The sequence below is a fragment of the Rhodanobacter sp. LX-99 genome (genome assembly GCF_018599185.1).
In the GTDB taxonomy this organism is placed as follows: domain Bacteria; phylum Pseudomonadota; class Gammaproteobacteria; order Xanthomonadales; family Rhodanobacteraceae; genus Rhodanobacter.
On sequence record NZ_JAHFVL010000003.1, the window covers coordinates 364,763 to 385,468 of the forward strand.

At 67.1% G+C, this 20,706-nt stretch carries 20 protein-coding genes and 1 tRNA gene; 2 read left to right on the top strand and 19 right to left on the bottom strand.

Going from position 1 to position 20,706, the window contains the following annotated elements:
- Nucleotides 1–56: 56 nt before the first annotated feature.
- Nucleotides 57–1,955, top strand: coding sequence for a hybrid sensor histidine kinase/response regulator (locus KK131_RS15835; RefSeq protein ID WP_250887330.1), 1,899 nt, complete (start codon nucleotides 57–59; stop codon nucleotides 1,953–1,955).
- Between the two features lie 50 nt (nucleotides 1,956–2,005).
- Here the strand turns inward: KK131_RS15835 and KK131_RS15840 are convergent.
- The 19 genes from KK131_RS15840 to KK131_RS15930 all read right to left on the bottom strand — a co-directional run bounded on the left by KK131_RS15840 (nucleotide 2,006) and on the right by KK131_RS15930 (nucleotide 17,692).
- Nucleotides 2,006–2,081 (bottom strand) — tRNA-Lys (locus tag KK131_RS15840).
- A 70-nt stretch (nucleotides 2,082–2,151) separates the two neighbouring features.
- Nucleotides 2,152–2,838 carry a 7-cyano-7-deazaguanine synthase QueC gene (queC, locus tag KK131_RS15845; protein ID WP_214557683.1) on the bottom strand — a complete coding sequence of 229 codons (687 nt, stop codon included), beginning with the start codon at nucleotides 2,836–2,838 and terminating at the stop codon, nucleotides 2,152–2,154.
- Nucleotides 2,839–2,942: 104 nt separating this feature from the next.
- Complete coding sequence (gene queE, locus KK131_RS15850; RefSeq protein WP_214557684.1) at nucleotides 2,943–3,635, bottom strand: 7-carboxy-7-deazaguanine synthase QueE; 693 nt, start codon at nucleotides 3,633–3,635, stop codon at nucleotides 2,943–2,945.
- 11 nt (nucleotides 3,636–3,646) lie between these two features.
- Nucleotides 3,647–4,462, bottom strand: coding sequence for a tol-pal system protein YbgF (gene ybgF / locus KK131_RS15855; protein ID WP_214557685.1), 816 nt, complete (start codon nucleotides 4,460–4,462; stop codon nucleotides 3,647–3,649).
- Between the two features lie 41 nt (nucleotides 4,463–4,503).
- Nucleotides 4,504–5,010 carry a peptidoglycan-associated lipoprotein Pal gene (gene pal, locus KK131_RS15860; RefSeq protein ID WP_214557686.1) on the bottom strand — a complete coding sequence of 169 codons (507 nt, stop codon included), beginning with the start codon at nucleotides 5,008–5,010 and terminating at the stop codon, nucleotides 4,504–4,506.
- 249 nt (nucleotides 5,011–5,259) lie between these two features.
- Complete coding sequence (gene tolB / locus KK131_RS15865) at nucleotides 5,260–6,591, bottom strand: Tol-Pal system beta propeller repeat protein TolB (RefSeq protein ID WP_214557687.1); 1,332 nt, start codon at nucleotides 6,589–6,591, stop codon at nucleotides 5,260–5,262.
- Nucleotides 6,588–7,532: a cell envelope integrity protein TolA gene (tolA, locus tag KK131_RS15870; protein WP_214557688.1), complete on the bottom strand. Its 945-nt coding sequence runs from the start codon at nucleotides 7,530–7,532 to the stop codon at nucleotides 6,588–6,590. Before tolA ends, tolB begins: the two co-directional genes overlap by 4 nt.
- On the bottom strand, nucleotides 7,519–7,971 hold the full coding sequence (tolR, locus tag KK131_RS15875) for a protein TolR (protein WP_214557689.1): 453 nt from the start codon (nucleotides 7,969–7,971) through the stop codon (nucleotides 7,519–7,521). Before tolR ends, tolA begins: the two co-directional genes overlap by 14 nt.
- Before the next feature lie 13 nt (nucleotides 7,972–7,984).
- Nucleotides 7,985–8,671, bottom strand: coding sequence for a protein TolQ (tolQ, locus tag KK131_RS15880; RefSeq protein ID WP_214557690.1), 687 nt, complete (start codon nucleotides 8,669–8,671; stop codon nucleotides 7,985–7,987).
- 34 nt (nucleotides 8,672–8,705) lie between these two features.
- On the bottom strand, nucleotides 8,706–9,125 hold the full coding sequence (gene ybgC, locus KK131_RS15885; RefSeq protein WP_214557691.1) for a tol-pal system-associated acyl-CoA thioesterase: 420 nt from the start codon (nucleotides 9,123–9,125) through the stop codon (nucleotides 8,706–8,708).
- Nucleotides 9,118–10,167, bottom strand: a complete 1,050-nt coding sequence (ruvB, locus tag KK131_RS15890; protein WP_214557692.1) for a Holliday junction branch migration DNA helicase RuvB — start codon at nucleotides 10,165–10,167, stop codon at nucleotides 9,118–9,120. The genes ybgC and ruvB overlap by 8 nt, the downstream gene beginning before the upstream one ends.
- Before the next feature lie 93 nt (nucleotides 10,168–10,260).
- Entirely contained in the window at nucleotides 10,261–12,147 is a 1,887-nt protein-coding gene (locus KK131_RS15895) for a potassium transporter Kup (protein WP_214557863.1), read from the bottom strand.
- Between the two features lie 17 nt (nucleotides 12,148–12,164).
- Nucleotides 12,165–12,761 carry a Holliday junction branch migration protein RuvA gene (gene ruvA / locus KK131_RS15900; protein WP_214557693.1) on the bottom strand — a complete coding sequence of 199 codons (597 nt, stop codon included), beginning with the start codon at nucleotides 12,759–12,761 and terminating at the stop codon, nucleotides 12,165–12,167.
- A 37-nt stretch (nucleotides 12,762–12,798) separates the two neighbouring features.
- Complete coding sequence (gene ruvC, locus KK131_RS15905; protein WP_214557694.1) at nucleotides 12,799–13,320, bottom strand: crossover junction endodeoxyribonuclease RuvC; 522 nt, start codon at nucleotides 13,318–13,320, stop codon at nucleotides 12,799–12,801.
- 33 nt (nucleotides 13,321–13,353) lie between these two features.
- The gene (locus KK131_RS15910) at nucleotides 13,354–14,088 is read right to left on the bottom strand and encodes a YebC/PmpR family DNA-binding transcriptional regulator (protein WP_214557695.1); all 735 of its coding nucleotides are present in this window, start codon (nucleotides 14,086–14,088) and stop codon (nucleotides 13,354–13,356) included.
- A gap of 99 nt (nucleotides 14,089–14,187) precedes the next feature.
- The gene (locus KK131_RS15915; RefSeq protein WP_214557696.1) at nucleotides 14,188–14,823 is read right to left on the bottom strand and encodes an alpha/beta hydrolase family protein; all 636 of its coding nucleotides are present in this window, start codon (nucleotides 14,821–14,823) and stop codon (nucleotides 14,188–14,190) included.
- Between the two features lie 40 nt (nucleotides 14,824–14,863).
- Nucleotides 14,864–16,636 (bottom strand): aspartate--tRNA ligase, encoded by a 1,773-nt coding sequence (gene aspS / locus KK131_RS15920; RefSeq protein ID WP_214557697.1) that lies wholly within the window; start codon nucleotides 16,634–16,636, stop codon nucleotides 14,864–14,866.
- A gap of 110 nt (nucleotides 16,637–16,746) precedes the next feature.
- A complete protein-coding gene (locus KK131_RS15925; protein ID WP_214557698.1) occupies nucleotides 16,747–17,307 on the bottom strand; it encodes a DUF3011 domain-containing protein in 561 nt (186 codons plus the stop codon).
- A gap of 91 nt (nucleotides 17,308–17,398) precedes the next feature.
- The gene (locus KK131_RS15930; RefSeq protein WP_214557699.1) at nucleotides 17,399–17,692 is read right to left on the bottom strand and encodes a zinc ribbon domain-containing protein; all 294 of its coding nucleotides are present in this window, start codon (nucleotides 17,690–17,692) and stop codon (nucleotides 17,399–17,401) included.
- Nucleotides 17,693–17,986: 294 nt separating this feature from the next.
- Between KK131_RS15930 and KK131_RS15935 the strand changes: the two genes are divergently transcribed.
- Nucleotides 17,987–20,431: a TonB-dependent receptor gene (locus KK131_RS15935; RefSeq protein WP_214557700.1), complete on the top strand. Its 2,445-nt coding sequence runs from the start codon at nucleotides 17,987–17,989 to the stop codon at nucleotides 20,429–20,431.
- The last annotated feature ends 275 nt before the right edge of the window (nucleotides 20,432–20,706 follow it).

Genomic DNA, 20,706 nt, shown 5'->3' on the forward strand with positions numbered 1-20,706 from the left:
ATCTGGCCCGGCGCGCTGGCGCGGGGTAATGCAGGGGAGGTATGGGGTGGATGGACATGGCGACCAACTCCTGGCCCGCACGCCTGTGGCAGCGCACGTCGCTGATGCAGCGGCTGGCCTTTGTGGCGCTGGTGCCTGCCCTGATCACCGCCGCACTGCTGGTGACCTTCCTGACCCAGCGCCAGCTGTTCAACCTGCGCCAGATGGCGCGCAGCAACGCCGAGGCGATCGCCACCCAGGCGGCCTCGATCAGCCTGCAGCCACTGCGCACGATGCAGCTGCGCGAGCTGGTGCGGATCGCCGACTCGATCGGCGACCTGCCGCACGTGACGCGCGTGCAGATCCGCACCACCGCCGGCCAGATCCTGGCCGACCATCACGAGCCCGACGACAGCCGCGATCCGCAGGAGACCCTGACCGTGGTGCGCGACGTGTTCGATCGCGACCAGCCCGGAAAAGCCGTGCTGGGTTCGGTGCTGGTAAACGTGAGCCTGCACGACGCGATCGTCGCCCAGCACGCAAGCCTGCGCTACGCCCTGGCCGTCCTGCTGTTGAGTCTGCTCGTCGCCGGCGTGATCGGCTGGCAGGCGGCGAGCTGGATCAGTGCGCCGTTGCGCCATCTGGCCGGTGCCGTGCGCCAGCTCGGCCAGGGCGACCGCCAGGTGGCGGTGGCGGTGACCGATCGCACCGAGATCGGCGAGCTGCAGCAGGGTTTCAACCATGCGGCGGCCGCGTTGCACGACGTGCAGCGCGGCATGGAGCAGCAGATCGAACAAGCCACGCAGGAGCTGGCCCGCAAGAACGCCGCGCTGGAAGCGGCCAGCCTGGCCAGGTCGCGCTTCCTGGCGGCCGCCTCGCACGACCTGCGCCAGCCGCTGTACGCGCTGACCCTGTTCTCCTCCGCGCTGGCCGTGGACGAACACGACCCGCAACGGCTGGATCGGATCGCCCACATCCAGGAATGCGTGCAGTCGCTCGACCACCTGTTCAGCGAACTGCTCGACCTGTCGCGGCTGGAAACCGGCGCGGTGCAGGTCGAGATCAGCGAGTTCCCGCTCGACCATGTTCTCGCCGAGGTCAGCCGCAATTTCGACATGGTCGCGGAGCAGCGCGGGCTGCAGCTGACGATCCACCCTACCCGGCTGTGGGTCCGCAGCGACCGCACCATGCTGACCCGCATACTCAACAACCTGGTCAGCAACGCCTTGCGCTTCACCCGCCATGGCGGCGCGCTGATCGGCGCCCGGCGCGCCGGCGATGGGCGGATACGCATCGAAGTATGGGATACCGGCAGCGGCATCGCGCCGGAACATCTGTCCAGCGTGTTCGACGAGTTCTACCGCATCGACGACCGTCCCGATACCGGACTTCATGACGGCTCGCACTCGGGCCTGGGCCTGGGTCTGGTCACCGTGCAACGGCTGGCGGAGCTGCTCGATACCGAGGTCCGGGTAAAGTCCCGGCTCGGTCGTGGCAGCGTGTTCCACTTCCAGCTGCCGATCGCCACCGCACGCTCGGAACCGCCCGCACCCGACGACGACGTATCCGCCGACCTGGCCGGCAAACGCGTGCTGGTCGTGGATGACGACCCGGCCATCCTTTCCGGCATCCGCTTCCTTCTGCGCAGCTGGGGCTGCGACGTGGAAGTGGCCGAGGATCGGCTGCAGGCGCTGGAGGCCGTCGAGAACTGGCCGGGGCCACCCGACATCGTGATCTCCGACCTGCACCTGCGCGGCGGCGAACGCGGCCTGGACGTCTTCGCCGCACTCGACCAGCACTACCTGCGCGATGGCAACACGCCATTCGCGCGCCTGCTGGTCACCGGCGAAACCCGCATCGAGCGCCTGCGCGAAATCATCGCCGCGAAGATTCCGCTGCTGTACAAGCCGGTTTCGCCACAACAGCTGCGCAGCGCGATGATGTCGGTGTGGAGCGTCACCCGCGACGACGACTGAAGCCGCCGGCGGGGACAAAAAAAGAGCGCCCGTCAGGACGCTCTGAAAACTGGTGGGTCGTCCGGGACTCGAACCCGGGACCAATAGATTAAAAGTCTACTGCTCTACCAACTGAGCTAACGACCCATCATTGCAAAACTCAAGCAGACAATTTTACGGGCTGGGCGGCAGCGGCACAAGCAAGCGCACCGGACGCTCAGGCGTAGCGCGTGGGATCGGCCAGCCCCGCCTCGCGGAAACCCTGCGCGCGCAACCGGCAGGCGTCGCAATGACCGCAGGCGCGGCCGTCGCCGTCGGCCTGATAGCAGCTGACCGTGGCGGAGAAATCCACGCCGAGGCGCTGGCCCTCGCGCGCGATGTCGGCCTTGCTCATGCGCATCAGCGGTGCGTGGATGCGGATCCCGGCGCCTTCCACGCCGGCCTTGGTGGCGACGTTCGCCAGGGTCTCGAACGCCTCGATGAAGGCGGGGCGGCAATCCGGATAACCCGAGTAGTCGACCGCGTTGACCCCGCACCAGATGTCGCTGGAACCCAGCACCTCGGCCCAACCCAGCGCGATCGACAGCATGATGGTGTTGCGCGCCGGCACATAGGTCACCGGGATGTCGCTGCTGTCCACGGTGTCCAGCGGCACGTCGATATCGGCGGTGAGCGCGGAGCCGCCGATGCTGCGCAAGTCGATGCCGACGGTCTTGTGCTCGACCGCACCGAGCATCTTCGCGACGCGATCGGACGCGGCCAGCTCCGAGTTGTGGCGCTGGCCGTAGGCCACGCTCAGTGCGTGCACCTGGTAACCCTGCTCGCGCGCCAGCGCGATGGTGACGGCCGAATCCATGCCGCCGGAAACGAGCACGACGGCTTTGCGGGGAGAATTTTCAGACATGTCTTGCATCCACACAGGTGCGACCGGTCACCGGCCGGAAGCGCCACCGGCAACACAGGCCGGCGCGCGGGTTTTCTCGTCGCTTGCGGCAACATGGCCACCGCTTATCTTCCGGCCGCGTCGTTCCACAGCAGCTTGTGCAGCTGCAACTGGAAGCGCACATCCAGCTTGTCGGCGATGATCCACTCGGCCAGGTCGCGTGGCTCGACCGCACCGTGCACCGGCGAGAACAGCACCATGCAGCGATCCGCCAGCGCATGCTCGGCCAGCATCGCGCGCGCCCACTCGTAGTCGGCGCGGCTGGCGATGACGATCTTGATCTGGTCGTGCGGCAGCAGGTGGTCGAGGTTCGACCACAGGTTGCGCTGGCTTTCGCCCGAATCCGGCGCCTTCAGGTCCATCACCTTGCGCACGCGCGGGTCGACCATGGAGACGTCCAGCGCACCGGAGGTTTCCAGCGACACTTCGTAGCCGGCGTCGCACAGCTTGCGCAGCAGGATAAGGCAGCGCTTTTGCGCCAGCGGCTCGCCGCCGGTCACGCAGACGTGCCTGGCGCCATGCGAGGCGACCTCGGCAAGAATGTCGTCGATCGCATGCCAGTTGCCGCCGTAGAACGAGTACTCGGTATCGCACCAGACGCAGCGCAGCGGACAGCCGGTGAGGCGCACGAATACGGTGCGCCAGCCGATCGCGTCGGCCTCGCCCTGGATCGAGTGGAAGATCTCGGTGATGCGCAGGCGCTCGGCAACGGCCGCCGCAGGCGTGCCGGACGCCTCGCGCACGTCATTGCCGCTCATATCGCTACCGCTCAGTTGCCCGACTGCAGTTGCAGGCGCTGCAGGCGTTCCTGGGCCAGGCTGGCCACCTTGGAGCCCGGGTACTTGGTGGTGACCTTGGTCAGCGTGGCCTTGGCCGCCGCGATCTGCTTGAGCTCGAGTTGGCTGTAGCCGACCTTGAGCAGCGCGTCGGGTGCCTTGTCGCTCTGCGGAAACTGGCTGAGCAGCTGCTGGAACGACTCCAGCGCGACCGGGTAATTGGTGGTGGCGTAATACGACTCGCCGAGCCAGTACCAGGCATTCGGCGCCAGCGCATGGTTCGGGTACTGCTGGATGAAGCTGCGGAACTCGCGCGAGGCTTCCACGTAATTGCCCGCGCGAATCGCCTTGAAGGCCACGTCGTAGGCAGCCTGGGCCGCGGCCGGATCGCCGGCGGCGGCGCTGCTGCCGGCCTTGGCCGGCTGGCTTGCCGTGTTGCTGGCGGCCGGGGCGGCGCTGGCCGCGGCGGCCGGGTTGCCGGCCTGCGCCTGCGGGTTGTTGCCTGCTGCAGCGGGGGCGCCCGCACTGCCTCCCTCGAGACGCCCCAGGCGGGCGTCGAGGTCGGTGTACTGGGCCTTGTTCTTGTCATCGAGTGTCTGCAACTGGTGCTGCAGTTCCTCGATCTGTCCCTGCAGCTGCTGCACCTGCGACTGCAGCTGCTGCATCTGGTTGACCATGCCGGTGCCGGACTGGTCCTTGTTCTGTGCCTGCTGTTCCAGGCGCGTGACGCGATCGGCGAGGCTCAGCCGCGAGTCCTGCGCGAATGCCGGGAACGCGAACAGCATGGCGGACGCGATTGCGCCCGCCATGCTGAACCTGGCTGCAAAGCTGTTAGCCAGTCGCTTCATCATTACTGCGCCGTGTAGACGATCTCGACGCGGCGGTTCTTGCTCCAGCAATCCTCGTTGTGCTCACGGCACACCGGCTTCTCTTTGCCGTAGCTGATCACTTCGAGCTGGCTGGCCGAACCACCGTTGGCCTGCAGCGCGTCGGAGACGGCATTGCCACGACGCTCGCCGAGGCCGAGGTTGTACTCGCGGGTGCCGCGCTCGTCGGTGTTGCCTTCGAGACGGATGTGCGAGGTCGGGCGATCCTGCAGGTACTTGGCGTGGCACGCCATGATCTGCTGGAATTCCGGCTTGATTTCGGTCTTGTCGAAATCGAAGTACACGACGCGCTGACGCAGGCAGGCATCGGTATCGAGGTCGGCAGGGGTGTACTTGCCATCAGACACGGGAGCCTGGGCCGGAGCAGCCTGCTCCGGAGCGGGCTGCGGTTTGACTTCCTGCTTCTTGGAGCAAGCGGCCGCGCCTACGCAGAGCAGGGCAACCAGGGCGACGCGAACGGTCTTATTCATGGTGACGTTCCTTACGGGTTGAGTTCCGACAAACGATGACGACTGAGGTTACGGGACAGCTGACGCCGGTCGACCGGCTGTTATTTTGACACGTGAAAGTTCGACAGTGCGCGATTCTGCACGGTCGCCCTGACTGGCCATGACGCGGCAAAGCGCCACAACCGGAAACCGAAACGCGCCGCGAGGGCGCTGTCCGGGCCCATTCCCTGGGCATCACGTTGCCGCACTTGCGTGCAGCAGCATGAAAAATCAACGTTGCCGATATGGCCCCCAGGCGGGTTCGCGCACGTCGCCATCGGAAAGTACGAGGCGCTGGCGAACCAGACCGTCAGCCGATACGGCGTACAACACGCCGCGACGTCCTTCGGTAGCGGCATACAGCAGCATGCTGGCATTCGGAGCAAAACTCGGGGACTCGTCGATCGGGCCCGGCGAGAGAGGACGCACCTGGTCACCCAAGCTGCGGTCCATGATGACAATACGATACACGTTCCCGTTGCCCTGCACCATCGCGATCTGCTTGCCGTCGTAGCTCACCGAGGCGTTCGCGTTGTTCTGGCCCTGGAAACTGATCCGCTGCGGCGTGCCGCCGCTGGCCGGAACCTGGTAGATCTGCGGCCGGCCGGAACGGTCGGAGGTGAAATAGATGCTCTGGCCGTCGGGCGCCCAGACCGGCTCGGTGTCGATCGCCAGGCTGTTGGTCAGCCGGGTTTCGTGGCGGCTGGCGAGGTCCAGCACGAACAGCTCGAGGTTGCCGACGTAGGACAGCGCCACCGCCAGCTTGCTGCCGTCAGGCGACCATGCCGGCGCGCCGTTGATGCCCCTGGCATGGGCGGCCACCAGTTGGCGCGAACCGGTGGTGATGTCCTGCACGTAGATCGACGAGTTGCCGCTCTCGAACGAGACGTAGGCGATCTTGCGGCCGTCCGGCGACCACGCCGGCGACAGCAGCGACTCCTTCGATCGCGCCACCACCTGCGGGTTGTAGCCGTCCGAATCGGCCACGATCAGCGAATAGGTGGTGTTGTTGCCGAGGCCGACCGCGGTGATGTAGGCGATGCGGGTCCAGAACGCACCGCGCACGCCGGTGATCTTCTCGTAGACGATGTCCGCGATCTGGTGCGCCACGCTGCGCAGGTCGCCCACCGGCGCCGGCGGCATCTGCTGGTGCAGCAGGCTCTGCTGCTTGTTGACGTCCCACAGCTCGTATTCGACCTGCACCATGCCGTTGCCGGCGTCCTGGACATTGCCGACCACGATGTAGTCCTGCTTCAGCAGGCGCCAAGTGGCGAACTTGATGTCCGACCCCTTGGACGGGAACTCCACGATGTCGCTCTTGGCCAGCGAACGGAACTTGCCGGAACGGTTGAAATCGTTGCGCATCACGTCGGCGATGTCGGTCGACAACGGTGCCCCGCCGGCCTGCGCGAACGGCACCACCACGATCGGGGTGGCGGTCTTGACGCCGCCGACGATGTCGACATTCAACGACTGGGCGGCCGCCGGGCCGGCGAACAACGCCACCGCCGCCAGCAGGATGATGGCGAAGCTTGAGCTGAATTTGCGCATGGGCTTGATCATTGCGGCCTGAATGTGAAGGTGAGGTTGCGCTGGAACACGCTTTCAAAGCCCTTGTAGGGCAAGGTCTTGGTGCGCAGTACCGCATTCTCGACCGAACGCCGGCCAGCATCGTCATACGGGCAGCTGGAATCGACGGTGGCACTCATCACGTCACCGCCGGGCGACTGCACGATATGAACCTGGCACGGAACTGCCGGTATGTTATCCGGCCTTAACCAGTTCGGCGTGACCGCATTCTGAATGGCCGCTGCATATTCGTCGGCGAGACTGCTGTTCTGGCTGTTGTTGCCGGTCTGGCGCTGCGCCGCGTTGGGCAGGTCGGGGGCGCCGTTGTCCTGGGCGTTCTTCAGGTCCTCCAACTGCTGCTTGGCCTGCTTGGCCCGGCTGTCGAGCCTGCGGGTCTGCTGCGCCGCCGCGTCCATTTTGGCCAGCAGGTCGTCGATCTGCTTCTGCTTTTCCTGCTTCTGCTTGACCGCCTGCGCATCCAGCTCGGCCTGCCGCTGGCGCTGCTTTTCCTCCTGCAGCTGTTTCGCTTCCTCGGCCTTCAGCGCGGCCTCCTCCACCACCCGCTCCTGGTCCTTGAGGTCGGGCTGCTTGGGCGGCGGCGGCAGGGTCTTCACCTCCGGCGCCTCGATCTTGGGCGGCGTCGGGGGCGGCACGGTCGGCGGCGGCGGGGTGGAATCGGGCACCGGCTTGACCTTCACCGCCTTCGGCGGCGGGCTGCCGGTGGGCCCGATCAAGGTCGCCTCGATGATCTGGCCCTGCAGTTCCAGCGGCTTCGAGCAGGTGATCGGATTCATCCACGCCGGCAGGTGCAGCGCGTTGAACACGTTTTCGTAGGTCGAACACGGCAGGACCGCGAGGAACAAAAACCCCACGATGCCGATGTGCAGGATGGCGGAAAGTACGACCGCCTTCGGCGTCGCCTTACTTTCGTCCATTGGACGTGCTCTTGCCTTGCTCAGGCTGGCCCATCAAACCCACCTTGGCCACGCCGGCCTGCTGCAGGTCGGCAAGCACTTTGAACACGCCGCCGTAGGCGCCGCGCTCGTCGCCGCCGACCAGCACGCTGACCTCGGGGTTCTGGCGCACGAAGGCGCCCACCTTGAGCTTGAGCGTGTCCTCGTCGACCAGTTCCTTCTTGGCGCCGCTCAGGGTCAGGTAGAGCTGGCCGTCCTGCAGCACCGAGACCAGCACCGGGTCCTTCTTCTGCTGCAGCGACTTGGCATTGGCCTGCGGCAGCTGCACGTCGACGCTGGAATTCATCATCGGCGTGGTGACCATGAAGATGATCAGCAGCACCAGCATCACGTCAATGTACGGCACCACGTTGATTTCGGATTTGAGCTTGTAGCGCCGCTGGCGCCCGGAGGTTCGCATGGCCGCTCTCCGCTCAGGCGACGTCGTCGGTCTGGATCTGCCGCTGCAGCACGGAGGAGAACTCCTCCTGGAACACGTCGTAGCGCGACGCGATGCGTTCGACCTTGGTGGCGTAGCGGTTGTACGCCCACTGCGCCGGAATCGCCGCGAACAGGCCCATCGCGGTGGCGATCAGCGCCTCGGAGATGTGCGGCGCGACCACCGCGATGGTCACGTCCTTCATGTCGCCCAGGCCCTGGAACGCGCCCATGATGCCCCACACGGTGCCGAACAGGCCCACGTACGGGCTGATCGAGCCGACGTTGGCGAGGAATTCCAGGTTGCGCTCGAGCAGGCCGATCTCGCGCGTGCCGGCCACCTGCATGGCCCGCTCGGAACCCTCGATCGCGCTGCGCGGGTCGTGGGTCTTGCGCTGGCGCTGGCGCGCGAACTCGCGGAAGCCCGACTCGAAGATGTTCTCGATGCCGCCGGTGCCGCCGTTGCGGTTGCTGACCTCGCGGAACAGCTGGGCCAGGTCGCCGCCGGACCAGAAGCGTTCCTCGAACTCCTCGGCATTCTCCATCGCCGCCTTGGTCTGCGAGTACTTGCGGATGATGATCACCCACGACAGGAACGAGAACACCAGCAGGATCAGCAGCACCAATTTTACCGGCACGCTCGAATCCGCGACCAGCGTGAATACATTCAGTCCACCGTTCATTGCTTGCAGGTTCTCCGCCAGTCGGCTTGATTGTCTAGGGTGCGGGTCGCGGGATCAGGTCGGCCGGAATCGGGGCCGGCCGCATGCGCCCGAGGTCCACGCAGGCCACCCGGACGCTTGCGCGGATCAGGCAACTGCCGTCCGTCTTCGTGATCGTCTGGGTGAACAGGATACTGGCTGCGCGCCGTTCTTTGACCTCGACCGTTACCGACAGTTCATCATCCAGCAGGGCGGGCCCGAGGAAGTCGATGTGCATGTCGCGCACCATGAAGGCCAACCCGGTGGCCTGCTTGAACGCCATCTGGTCGACGCCGAGCGCGCGCATCCACTCGCTGCGGGCGCGCTCCATGAAGCGCAGATAGCCGGCGTGGTAGACCACTCCGCCGGCGTCGGTGTCTTCCCAGTAGACGCGCACTTTCCAGCTGAAAGGCGGCTTCGGAGCAAGCTCAGGCATCGTCGGTCCCGCTGTCGAACAGGTCGGCGGGCTGCGCCTGCCGTGGCGGCGGAGTCAGTCCCAGGTGGCGCCAGCCCCTGGCGCTGACCATGCGGCCACGGGCGGTGCGCACCAGGTAGCCCTGCTGGATCAGGTACGGTTCGACCACGTCCTCCAGCGTGCCGCGGTCCTCGCTCAGCGCGGCAGCCAGCGACTCCACCCCGACCGGGCCGCCGTCGAAATTCTCGATGATCAGGCCGAGCAGGCGCCGGTCCAGTTCGTCGAAACCTTCCGGGTCGATCTTCAGCATGTCCAGCGCGGCGCGGGCCGCCGCCAGCGTGATTTCGCCGCCGGCGCGTACTTCGGCGTAGTCGCGCACCCGGCGCAGCAGGCGGTTGGCGATGCGCGGCGTGCCGCGCGAGCGGCGGGCGATTTCCTGCGCGCCTTCCGGCGCGCAGGCGATGCCGAGGATCTTCGCCGCACGGCGCACGATCGCGGCGAGCTCGTCGGCGGTATAGAACTCCAGCCGCTGCACGATGCCGAAGCGGTCGCGCAATGGCGCGGTGAGCATGCCGGCGCGGGTGGTCGCGCCGATCAGGGTGAACGGCGGCAGGTCCAGCTTGATCGAGCGCGCGGCCGGGCCCTCGCCGATCATGATGTCGATCTGGAAGTCCTCCATCGCCGGGTACAGCACTTCCTCGACGATCGGCGACAGGCGGTGGATCTCGTCGACGAACAGCACGTCGTTCGCCTCCAGGTTGGTCAGCAGCGCGGCCAGGTCGCCGGCGCGCTCCAGCACGGGGCCGGAGGTGGAACGCAGGTTGACCCCCAGCTCGTTCGCGATGACATGGCTGAGCGTGGTCTTGCCCAGGCCCGGCGGGCCGAAGATCAGCACGTGGTCCAGCGCCCCGCCGCGCTTCCTGGCCGCCTCGATATAGATCGACAGCTGCTCGCGCACCGCCTGCTGGCCCAGGTATTCGGCCAGCCGCTTCGGCCGGATGGTGGCTTCCAGCGCCTCGTCGTCGAGCTGGGCGGCGGCGGTGATGATGCGGGCTTCGGTCATTCAAATGCCGGGAATAGGGAATGGGGAATCGGGAAACTTCCGAGTCCCGGCGATTCTACTATTCCCTATTCTCGATTCCCTATTCCCGGCAGCTCAGATCTCGACCTGGGCACCGAGTTCGATCAGCCGGTTGCCGGGAATCTGGAAGAACGCCGTCGCCGGCATCGCGTTGCGCGACAGGAACGCGAACAGCTTGTCGCGCCACAGCGCCATGCCGGGGCGGCGCGCGTCGGCCACGATGGTCTCGCGCGACAGGAAGAAAGTGGTGTCCATCATGTCGAAGCCGAGGCCCTCGCGCGTGCATTGGGTGAGCGCCAGCGGGATGTTCGGGTCCTCGGCGAAACCGAAGCGCAGCTCCAGCCCGAAGAAATTGCCGGCCATCGGGGTGATCGCGATGCGCTCGTCGGCCTCGGCCACCGGGGTTTCCAGCGTCTCCACCGTCAGCAGCACGTTGCGTTCGTGCAGCACCTTGTTGTGCTTGAGGTTGTGCAGCAGCGCATGCGGCACGGCGTGCTGGTTCGCGGTGAGGAAGATCGCCGTGCCCGGCACGCGCAGCGGCGGATGCTCGGCGATGTTCTCGATGAACGGCGCCAGCGCCAGCCCACCCTGCTTGATCTCGCGCACCACCAGCTCGCGGCCGCGGCGCCAGGTCGTCATCACGCTGAACAGCACCACGCCGAGCACCAGCGGGAACCAGCCGCCGTGCGCCACCTTGAGCAGGTTCGCGCCGAAGAACGACAGGTCGATGATCAGGAACAGCACGCCCACCAGCACCACCGTCAACCAGCTCCAGCGCCAGCGCTTGCGCGCCACCACCAGCGCCAGCAGCGTGGTCATGGTCATGGTGCCGGTCACCGCGATGCCGTAGGCGGCGCCCAGGTTGTCCGAGCTGCGGAAGCCGAGCACCGCCAGGATCACCAGCACCATCAGCATGCGGTTGACCCACGGCACGAAAATCTGTCCGGACATCTCGCGCGAGGTGTGCACCACCGCCAGCCGCGGCGAATAGCCCAGCGACATCGCCTCGCGGGTCATCGAGAACGCGCCGGAAATCACCGCCTGCGACGCGATCACCGCCGCCGCCGCCGACAGCACGATCATCGGATACAGCAGCGACGGCGGCACCATCAGGTAGAACGGGCTGGAGATCGCCAGCGGATCGCCCAGCAGCAGCGCGCCCTGGCCGAAGTAATTGAGCAGCAGCGCCGGCAGCACGAAGCCGAACCAGGCCAGCCGGATGGGCTTCTTGCCGAAGTGGCCCATGTCGGCGTACAGCGCCTCGGCGCCGGTCAGCGCCAGCACCACGCCGCCGAGCGCGATGAAGGAGGTATCGCCGTGGCTGACGAAGAAGCGCATTGCGTGTACCGGGTTGATCGCGTACAGCACCTGCGGGTTGGCGATGATCTGGCGCGCGCCGAGCACCGCCAGCACCACGAACCACAGCGTCATCACCGGCGCGAACGCCTTGCCGACCTTGTGCGTGCCGTGCCGCTGCACCGCGAACATGCCCAGCAGGATCGCCAGCGCGACCCACACCACGTACTTGCCCAGGCCGGGCGCGGCCACCTGCAGGCCCTCGACCGCGCCGAGCACCGAGATCGCCGGGGTGATCACGCCGTCGCCGTAAAACAGCGCCGCGCCGAAGATGCCGAAGCCGGCCAGCACCCAGCGCGCGCGCGCCGAACCGCTCATCGAGCGCTGCGCCAGCGCCATCAGCGCCATGATGCCGCCTTCGCCCTTGTTGTCCGCGCGCATCACGAAGGTGACGTACTTCAGCGACACCACCATGATCAGCGCCCAGAACACCAGCGACAGCACGCCCAGCACCGCCGGCTCGGTCGGCGTCATGCCGTGCGTGCCGAGGGTTTCCTTCATGGTGTACAGCGGGCTGGTGCCGATGTCGCCGAACACCACGCCGATCGCACCCAGCGCCAGCGTCCGCAACCGGCGCCGGGTCTCTGCCGGCGATTCGCCCTGCATGGTCTGCTGTCCCACGATCAGCTCCCGAGCGCCGCGCGCAGTGCCTTGCGGATGATCGCTTCGGCGTCGTCGCCCTCGGCGGCGACCTTCTGCACCAGGCGGCTCACCTCGACCGGCTTGTAGCCCAGCTGCTGCAGCGCCACGGTCGCTTCGCCGGCGGCATCCAGCGGCGCGCCGGCCGCATGCAGCGTGGCGCCGGGCATGCCGGACATGCCATCGAGGCGATCGCGCAGCTCCACCACGATGCGCTCGGCGGTCTTCTTGCCGATGCCGGGGATCTTGGTCAGCGCGACCACGTCGCCGGCCTGCACCAGCCGCGCGAAGTGATCGGTGGACACGCCGGACAGCACCGCCAGCGCGATCTTCGCGCCGATCCCGCTGACCTTCAGCAGGTTGCGGAACAGCGTGCGTTCGGCTTCGTGCAGGAAGCCGTACAGCGTGATGCTGTCTTCCTTCACCGCGTGATGGATGAGCAGGACCACTTCCTTGCCGAGGCCCGGCAGGTCGTAGATCGTCGACATCGGCGCCTCGACCTCATAGCCGACGCCACCCACCTCGACCAGCAGCGACGGCGGCTGCTTGCTTATCAGGATACCGCGCAGACGTCCGATCATCGGCGCCGCCTCCCTGCCTCGTTCATCGCCGGCGCCCTCACCGGCGCCGCCTCCAGGCCGCGCGCGGGATGCCGACGCGGGCCAGGCTGGCGCGGGTGTGCGCATGCGCCACCGCCACCGCCAGCGCATCGGCGGCATCGGCCTGCAGCGGCCCCTTGAGGCCGAGCAGCACGCCGATCATGTGCTGTACCTGGGTCTTGTCGCCGCGACCGCTGCCGACCACGGACTGCTTCACTTCGGTTGCTGCGTATTCGTGCACCACGATCCCCTGGCTGACCACCGCGCAAATGGCGGCGCCGCGCGCCTGCCCAAGCTTCAACGCCGAATCCGGATTACGCGCCATGAACACGCGCTCGATCCCGCACTCGGCGGGCTGATGCGTGGCGATGATGTCACACAGTTCGTCAAAGATGCGTTTCAGGCGCAGCGGGAACGTGGCCTCGCCGGCCACCGCCAGCGCGCCGTGAAAGACGTGGGTGAGCTTGCCCGCGTCGTCCACGTCGATGATGCCCACGCCAGTACGCTGGCTGCCGGGATCGATGCCGATAATGCGGGTCATCACGATGCGATGCGAAGGCGCGAGGCCTCCGACTTATTCGGCGGTCCCGGAGGGCAGCAAGGCGTTGTGCGACACCTCGCTCACGTCGTCCAGCGCGTCGAGCTTCTCGAGCAGGTCGAGCAGCTGCTCCAGCGCCTCCTCCGGCACTTCGACGCGATTGTTCGGACGCATCACCACGCCGGCGTGCTGGGCGCTCAGCCCGGCCGCGATCAGCCCCTGCTGCACCGCCTCGAAGTTCTCCGGCGTGCACAGCACGATGCTCTCGCCGTGCTCGTTGAGCACGTCGTCGGCACCGGCTTCCAGCGCCGCCTCCAGCACCTTCTCCTCGGCAGCCGCGTCGCCGCCGGTGGCGAACACCAGTTCGCCGCAACGGGTGAACTGGAATGCCACCGAGCCCGAGGTGCCGAGGTTGCCGCCGTGCTTGGTCAGCGCGTAGCGCACGTCGGCCACGGTACGGGTGGGGTTGTCGGTGAAGCACTCGATGATCAGCGCGATGCCGGCCGGGCCGTAGCCCTCGTAGCGCAGCTCCTGCATGTCGGCGCCGCCGTCGGCGCCGGAGCCGCGCTTGACCGCGCGCTCGATGGTGTCCTTGGTCATGTTCGCCGACAACGCCTTGTCGATCGCCGCACGCAGGCGCGGGTTGCCGCCAGGGTCGGCCACCCCGGCGCGCGTGGCGACGGTGATCTCGCGGATCAGCTTGGTAAACACCTTGGCGCGCTTGGCGTCTTCGGCGTTCTTGCGACCTTCGATGGACGGGCCTCTACCCATGACGATTCCTGCACGAAGCGATTGGACAAGCGGCCAATTTTACCTGAATTCGGCCGTCGTGCCGGCCGCATCGCCATCGCCGTACCGCGACACGGCGACTCAGCCGGGAGCGCCCGTGAACTGCCCATTCCGCAGGAATTCCGCCACCAGCCGTGCCACCTCCTGCGAGAACAGCAGGCCGGTATGGTTCGCCTCGACCACGCAATGCGCGGTCAGTCCGGCCAGGCGGGTTTCCTCCACCGCCACGGTGCCATCGTGCTCGCCGACGAAATGGCCGAGCATGGCGCCGAGACCCAGCGGCATGCGCCCAGCGATCACGCCGACCTCGCGCGGTCCGTCCCAGCGCTCGAAGCCTTGTTGCAGCAATTCGCGGTTATGCCCCAGCAGCACTTCGCCGCCACGCCCCCAGGCGGCGAAACCGCGCGCGGCGGCGCTGCCTTTCAGCGGCGAGCCCAGGCAGACGATGCGGCCAGGCGGCAGATCGGCATCGAGACAAGCGCGCAAGGCCAGCAAGCCGCCGAGACTGTGGCCGACCAGGTGCACCGCATCGGCCTCCCCGGCCAGCGCGGCCATGCGCGCCTGCAAGCGGTCCAGGATGCGCTGCTGGGTGGCCGCCACGCTCAGGTAATCGAAGCGGTGCACGCGGAAGCCCGCCTCGATCAGCCGGCGGTGCAGCATGGACAGCGCGAAACCGCGCATCCACAGGCCGTGCAGCAGGATCACGTGCTCGCTCATGGCGTGTCGCCGAAAGGTCGCACGGGAAACTGTCGGCGGATCAGCCGACAGTCTCCTTGACGGTCGCCACGCGCACATGCAGCTCCTTCAGTTGCGCGTCGCTCACCGTCGACGGCGCGTCGGTCATCAGATCCTGCGCGCTGGTGGTCTTGGGGAACGCGATGACGTCGCGGATCGACTCGGTGCCGGCCAGCAGCGCCGCGATGCGGTCGATGCCGAACGCCAGGCCGCCATGCGGCGGCGCGCCGAATTTCAGCGCCTTCAGCAGGAAGCCGAATTTCATCTCGGCCTCCTCGGCACCGATGCCGAGCAGGTCGAACACCGTGCTCTGCATCTCCGGCCGGTGGATGCGGATCGAGCCGCCGCCGATCTCGTTGCCGTTCAGCACCATGTCGTAGCCGCGGCTCACCGCGTTGTGCGGATCGGCACGCAGCTGGGCGGCGTCATCCACTTTCGGCGCGGTGAACGGATGATGCAGGGCCACGAAGCGCTGCGCCTCGGCGTCGTATTCGAACATCGGGAAGTCGGTGACCCACAGCGGTTTCCAGCTGTCCTCGACCAGGCCGCGATCCTTGCCGACCTTCAGCCGCAGCGCGCCCATGAAATCGCTGACGGTCTTCCACGCACCGGCGCCGAAGAACACGATGTCGCCGCTCTGCGCGGCGGTGGCTTTCAGCACGCCGTCCAGCGCCGCGTCGTCGAGGAACTTCGCCACCGGCGAGTTTATGCCTTCACGGCCTTTCGCCAGGTCCTCGACCTTGAGCCAGGCCAGGCCCTTCGCGCCGTAGCGCGAGGCGTATTCGGCCAGGCCGTCGATGTCCTTGCGCGACAGCGTGCTGCCACCTGGCACGCGCAACGCGGCAACACGGCCGCCCGCATCGTTGGCCGGCTCGGCGAACACCTTGAACTCGATGTGCTTCACCGCCTCGGCGACGTCGACCAGCTCCAGCGCGATGCGCAGGTCCGGCTTGTCCGAGCCGAAGCGACGCATCGCATCCATCCACGTCATGCGCGGGAACGCGGCATCGAGTTCGACGCCCTGCACTTCCTTGAACACGTGGCGGATCAGTTCCTCCACGAAGTCCTGCACGTCCTTTTCCTCGACGAAGGCGAACTCCAGGTCGAGCTGGGTGAACTCCGGCTGGCGGTCGGCGCGCAGGTCCTCGTCGCGGAAGCAGCGCGCGATCTGGTAGTAGCGGTCGAAGCCGGCCACCATCAGGATCTGCTTGAACAGCTGCGGCGACTGCGGCAGCGCGTAGAACTGGCCCGGATGCACGCGGCTGGGCACCAGGTAGTCGCGCGCGCCCTCCGGCGTGGCCTTGGTCAGGATCGGCGTCTCCACGTCCTGGAAGCCGCGCTCGTCCAGGTAACGGCGCAGCGCCTGCACCAGCTTGATGCGCTTCCTCATCATCGCCTGCATCTCGGGGCGGCGCAGGTCGAGGTAGCGGTAGGTCATCCGCATGTCCTCGTTCGGGTTCTCGTGCAGCGCGAACGGCAGGTCCTTCGCGGCGTTGAGCACCTCGACCGTGTCGGCCAGCAACTCGATCGTGCCGGTCTTCAGCTTGTCGTTGACCGACAGCCGCGGGCGGATCATGCCGGTGACACGCAGGCAGTACTCGCTGCCGATCCCGTTGGCGACGGCGAACGCCGCGGCGTTCTCCCGCTCGATCACCACCTGGGCCAGCCCCTCGTGGTCGCGCAGGTCGACGAAGGCGACGTGCGCCTGCAGGCGGATCTTGTTGACCCAGCCGCACAGGGTGACGGTCTGGCCGATCAGCGACTCATCGATGAGGCCGCAGTAATGCGTGCGCATGCGCTTGAAACTCCGGGCGGGCCGCAGGGCGGCCGAAACAGATGGAAAAGACCCGGAATGTTACCACCGCCGTGGCGGGCGGGGCTCCGGACCGGCGGGCCCGGAACCGCTCACCAGCGACGGTCGACCACGAACTGGCCGCGACAGCCGTGGTTCACCCACACGCCGGCGCGGTTCCAGCCCCAGCTGTAACCCTCGCTGCAGCGGGCATCGGACATCTGCTGCACCAGCCGCACGCGGCCACGGCGACCGACGTCGACCTGGCACATCTGGTAGCGCTTCTTGTTGCTGTCGCACTGCAGGCGGATCTGCCGATCCCAGCCCGGGCCCGGCTGCCAACCTGCGTAGCCGGGGCCGCCATGACCGGGACGGCCATAACCGGGACGGCCGCCATCGGCCTCGGCGAACAGGCCGCGACAACCGCGATCCACCCACAGGCCCTGGCGGTCCACGCCCCAGCTTTCCCCGCGGATGCAGGCGCCTTTCGATTCCTGCCGGGCCAACCGGGCGTCGCGCCACGGCATGGCACAACGGTTGAACTTGCCGTTGATGCTTTCGCAGCGGATCGATGCATCGCCCTGCCGGGACTGGGCATGGGATGCCGCCGGCAACGACAGCACGCCGAGCAACGCCGCCGCGGCGCCGAGCAGAAACCTGGATGAAAGATGCATGTGCCTGTCCCCCGGGAAGTTGCCGCCAACGCTATCGCAGAAAGACCCAACCCTGCTTGAACATCGCCCATGAGGCGGCGTGCGCCGATGCTCAGTCGCCGCTGGCGGGCTTGGCCGCGGGCGCTGGCGATGCCGCCGGCACGCTTGCGGCAGGCTTGGCGTCGGCTCCGCCGCCATCGGCCAGGTTGTGCTTCTTCTCGCCGTTCTTCTTGAAGTCGGTTTCGTACCAGCCGTTGCCGGCAAGCCGGAACGACGGCGCGCTGACCATCCGCCGCAGGTGCGGCGCGTCGCAGGCGGGGCAAACGGCGGGATCGGTATCGGACAACTTCTGCAGGCGGTCGAAGCGATGGCCGCAACTGCCGCATTCGAATTCGTAGATGGGCATGGAAACTCCGTACACGCCGGTCATCATGGGGCCGGCAACGGACCATTATCGGGCCGCACGGATGGATTTCAACGTGCCAGGCGGCGCATGGCGACGACCATGCCGCGGCAGTAGCCTGCGAAGCGGACAAACACGGGCCAGGCTACCGGCTTCATGCGCGGCCCTCTTGCATGATCAAAGATGATGATCGGGCATTTGGCCTGATAGACGTCTATACGTCTATTGACGAATCCATGGCACGCCGCTAGCCTGCATTTGCTGCGCCGCAGCAATCCATGAACCTGGAGAGTTCTCATGAGCAAACGTTCCAACCCGATCGCTTCGGCATGGCTTCCCGCTGCGGTGCTGCTGGCCCTGGCCGGGAATGTCGCCGCGCAGGATGCCACCCAGCCCGCCCCGGCCAAGGCCAAGAACCTCAGCACGGTGATCGTCACCGGCACACGCGCCGACAATCGCACCGAGAGCAGCTCGCTGACCCCGATCGACGTGGTCTCCGCCAAGGTGCTGCAGCAGACCGGCACCGGCGAGCTGTCCACCGCGCTGGCGCGCATCATCCCGTCGCTGACCTTCCCGCGCCCGTCGGCCGCGGACACCGCCGACTCGCAGCGACCGGCGCAACTGCGCGGCCTGTCGCCCGACCAGGTACTGGTGCTGGTAGACGGCAAGCGCTGGCATCCGGGCGCCATCATCGTCACCAACGGCGTGCTCGGACGCGGCTCGCAGGCGGTGGACCTCAACACCATCCCCATGGCGGCGATCGACCACATCGAAGTGCTGCGCGACGGCGCCTCGGCCCAGTACGGTTCCGATGCGATCGCCGGCGTGATCAACGTGGTGCTGAAGAAGGGCGCCACCGGCGGCGACGTGGAACTCAGCGGCGGCCAGTACTCGGCCGGCGACGGCCAGATCTGGCAGAGCTCGGCCAACTTCGGCCTGCCGTTGAACAACGACAAGGGCTGGCTGCGCTTCAGCCTGCAGGAGGGCAACCAGAACATCACCAACCGTGCCGGCGTGGATCGCCGGCGCCCGCAGGACGGCGTGCGCCAGCGCTTCGGCGATCCGGCCGTGCGCGACCACAACCTGTTCCTCAACAGCCAGTACGACCTCACGCCGGGCGTGCAGCTGTACGCGTTCGGCCACTACGGCAAGCGCGACAGCACCTCGACAGCATTCTTCCGCAGCGTGGACAACAGCAACTCGGCACCCACGATCTACCCCGACGGCTACCTGCCGCTGGAGAACGCGGACTCGACCGACCAGTCGCTGGTGGCCGGCCTGCGCGGCAAGACCGCCGGCGGCTGGCGCTGGGACATCAGCGGCAACTACGGCGCCAACCGGGTCTCGTACGCCACCGAAAACAGCGTGAACCGCGCCTTCCTCAATGACTTCGGCAGCAGCCCCACCCGCTTCCACGACGGCATCCTGAAAGCCACCCAGCAGTCGTTCGACATCGACCTCGCCAAGGAACTGTCGGTGGGCTGGCTGCCCAACCCGGTCACCCTGGCCTTCGGCACCGAGTACCTGCGCCAGAGCTACGAGATCGTCGCCGGCGACCCGGCCTCCTACTACGTGGGCACGTCCGGCGTATCCGGCGGCGCGCAGGGCTTCGGCGGCTACCAGCCGGCCAACGCCGGTTCGCATGCCAGGCACAGCGTGGCCGAATACCTGAGCCTGGAGACCAACCTCACCGACCGCCTGGGCACCTCGCTGGCCGTGCGCCACGAGGATTACTCGGACTTCGGCACCACCACCTCCGGCTCGCTGGCCGGCCGCTTCGACTTCACCGACCGCTTCGCCCTGCGCGCCAGCGCCTCCACCGGCTTCCGCGCGCCCTCGCTGGCGCAGCAGTTCTACGCGTATACGCAATCGCTGTACTACGGCCCGGGCAATGCGCCTCCCGGCCTGGCCCCGGGCATCTACAACACCGGCCTGGTCGGCGCCACCAGTCCCATCGGGCTGCTGCTGGGCGGGCAACCGCTGAAGCCGGAGAAGTCGCGCAACTACACCGCCGGCCTGGTGTGGAACCCGGTCGATCCGCTGAACCTCAGCGTGGACATCTACCAGATCACCATCAGCGACCGCATCACCCTGTCCAGCAACCTGGCGATCACCGCACCGGCCGTACAGGCCTATCTGGCGGCGAACGGCATCACCAACACCAACTACAGCAGCATCGCCTACTTCACCAACGCGGTGGACACGCGCACGCGCGGCGTCGATCTGGTCGGCAGCTACCTGTTCGACCTCGGCCAGGCCGGCACGCTGCAAACCACGCTGAGCTACAACTACAACAAGAACAAGGTCACCGACGTCAAGCCGAATCCCGCGATCCTGGATTCGCTGGGCCTGAACCTCAAGCGCATCGACCGCCGCGACCAGTACGGCCTGCTCGCCGATACCACGCCGCGCAGCAAGCTGATCCTCAACGGCCTGTACAGCGTCGGCAACTGGGGCTTCAACGGCACGCTGACCCGCTACGACAAGTTCACCGCCTACAATTCCTCCAACCCGGCGTTCGATCAGACCTACGGCAGCAAGTGGCTGCTGGACCTGGCGCTGAACTACAGCCTCGACCGCTGGACCTTCAGCCTCGGTGCCGACAACGTGTTCAACACCCATCCGGGCAAGGCTTCCGCCGCACTCAACAACGACAACAACGGTACCTTCCCCTACTCGGTGTTCTCGCCGTTCGGTTTCAACGGCGCCTATGTCTACGGCAAGGCGGCGTACCGCTGGTAAGGTAAGCCCCCGCCGCAGGAAAAGAGAAAAGCCCCGGCCAGACCGGGGCTTTTCATTGCCGGCGCCCTCGGTGCCGCGGCCACCGGCGCCAGCCACCCTCATGTCATCCCCGCCGCCAGCCATTGACGGACTTCGCTGACAGCTTATGTCGCCCGCGCCGACAGCCGGGAGGACGGCAGCTCCGGATAATCACCCCGCCCAACGTCAAGTGACGACCCTGACGGCCCGTCACTTGACAACGCCAATCCAGCATGGACAGCATCCCCCGTGTTCGC

What these genes read in the sequence shown, in the direction of transcription:
- tolR (WP_214557689.1), bottom strand. Translation starts at nt 7,971, where the DNA reads ATGCGAACCTCCGGGCGCCAGCGGCGCTACAAGCTCAAATCCGAAATC.
- KK131_RS15915 (WP_214557696.1), bottom strand. Translation starts at nt 14,823, where the DNA reads ATGAGCGAGCACGTGATCCTGCTGCACGGCCTGTGGATGCGCGGTTTC.
- KK131_RS15935 (WP_214557700.1), top strand. Translation starts at nt 17,987, where the DNA reads ATGAGCAAACGTTCCAACCCGATCGCTTCGGCATGGCTTCCCGCTGCG.
- tolQ (WP_214557690.1), bottom strand. Translation starts at nt 8,671, where the DNA reads ATGAACGGTGGACTGAATGTATTCACGCTGGTCGCGGATTCGAGCGTG.
- KK131_RS15835 (WP_250887330.1), top strand. Translation starts at nt 57, where the DNA reads ATGGCGACCAACTCCTGGCCCGCACGCCTGTGGCAGCGCACGTCGCTG.
- KK131_RS15925 (WP_214557698.1), bottom strand. Translation starts at nt 17,307, where the DNA reads ATGCATCTTTCATCCAGGTTTCTGCTCGGCGCCGCGGCGGCGTTGCTC.
- KK131_RS15930 (WP_214557699.1), bottom strand. Translation starts at nt 17,692, where the DNA reads ATGCCCATCTACGAATTCGAATGCGGCAGTTGCGGCCATCGCTTCGAC.
- tolB (WP_214557687.1), bottom strand. Translation starts at nt 6,591, where the DNA reads ATGATCAAGCCCATGCGCAAATTCAGCTCAAGCTTCGCCATCATCCTG.
- queE (WP_214557684.1), bottom strand. Translation starts at nt 3,635, where the DNA reads ATGAGCGGCAATGACGTGCGCGAGGCGTCCGGCACGCCTGCGGCGGCC.
- tolA (WP_214557688.1), bottom strand. Translation starts at nt 7,532, where the DNA reads ATGGACGAAAGTAAGGCGACGCCGAAGGCGGTCGTACTTTCCGCCATC.
- ruvB (WP_214557692.1), bottom strand. Translation starts at nt 10,167, where the DNA reads ATGACCGAAGCCCGCATCATCACCGCCGCCGCCCAGCTCGACGACGAG.
- ruvC (WP_214557694.1), bottom strand. Translation starts at nt 13,320, where the DNA reads ATGACCCGCATTATCGGCATCGATCCCGGCAGCCAGCGTACTGGCGTG.
- pal (WP_214557686.1), bottom strand. Translation starts at nt 5,010, where the DNA reads ATGAATAAGACCGTTCGCGTCGCCCTGGTTGCCCTGCTCTGCGTAGGC.
- aspS (WP_214557697.1), bottom strand. Translation starts at nt 16,636, where the DNA reads ATGCGCACGCATTACTGCGGCCTCATCGATGAGTCGCTGATCGGCCAG.
- ybgC (WP_214557691.1), bottom strand. Translation starts at nt 9,125, where the DNA reads ATGCCTGAGCTTGCTCCGAAGCCGCCTTTCAGCTGGAAAGTGCGCGTC.
- ruvA (WP_214557693.1), bottom strand. Translation starts at nt 12,761, where the DNA reads ATGATCGGACGTCTGCGCGGTATCCTGATAAGCAAGCAGCCGCCGTCG.
- KK131_RS15910 (WP_214557695.1), bottom strand. Translation starts at nt 14,088, where the DNA reads ATGGGTAGAGGCCCGTCCATCGAAGGTCGCAAGAACGCCGAAGACGCC.
- queC (WP_214557683.1), bottom strand. Translation starts at nt 2,838, where the DNA reads ATGTCTGAAAATTCTCCCCGCAAAGCCGTCGTGCTCGTTTCCGGCGGC.
- ybgF (WP_214557685.1), bottom strand. Translation starts at nt 4,462, where the DNA reads ATGGCGGGCGCAATCGCGTCCGCCATGCTGTTCGCGTTCCCGGCATTC.
- KK131_RS15895 (WP_214557863.1), bottom strand. Translation starts at nt 12,147, where the DNA reads ATGCAGGGCGAATCGCCGGCAGAGACCCGGCGCCGGTTGCGGACGCTG.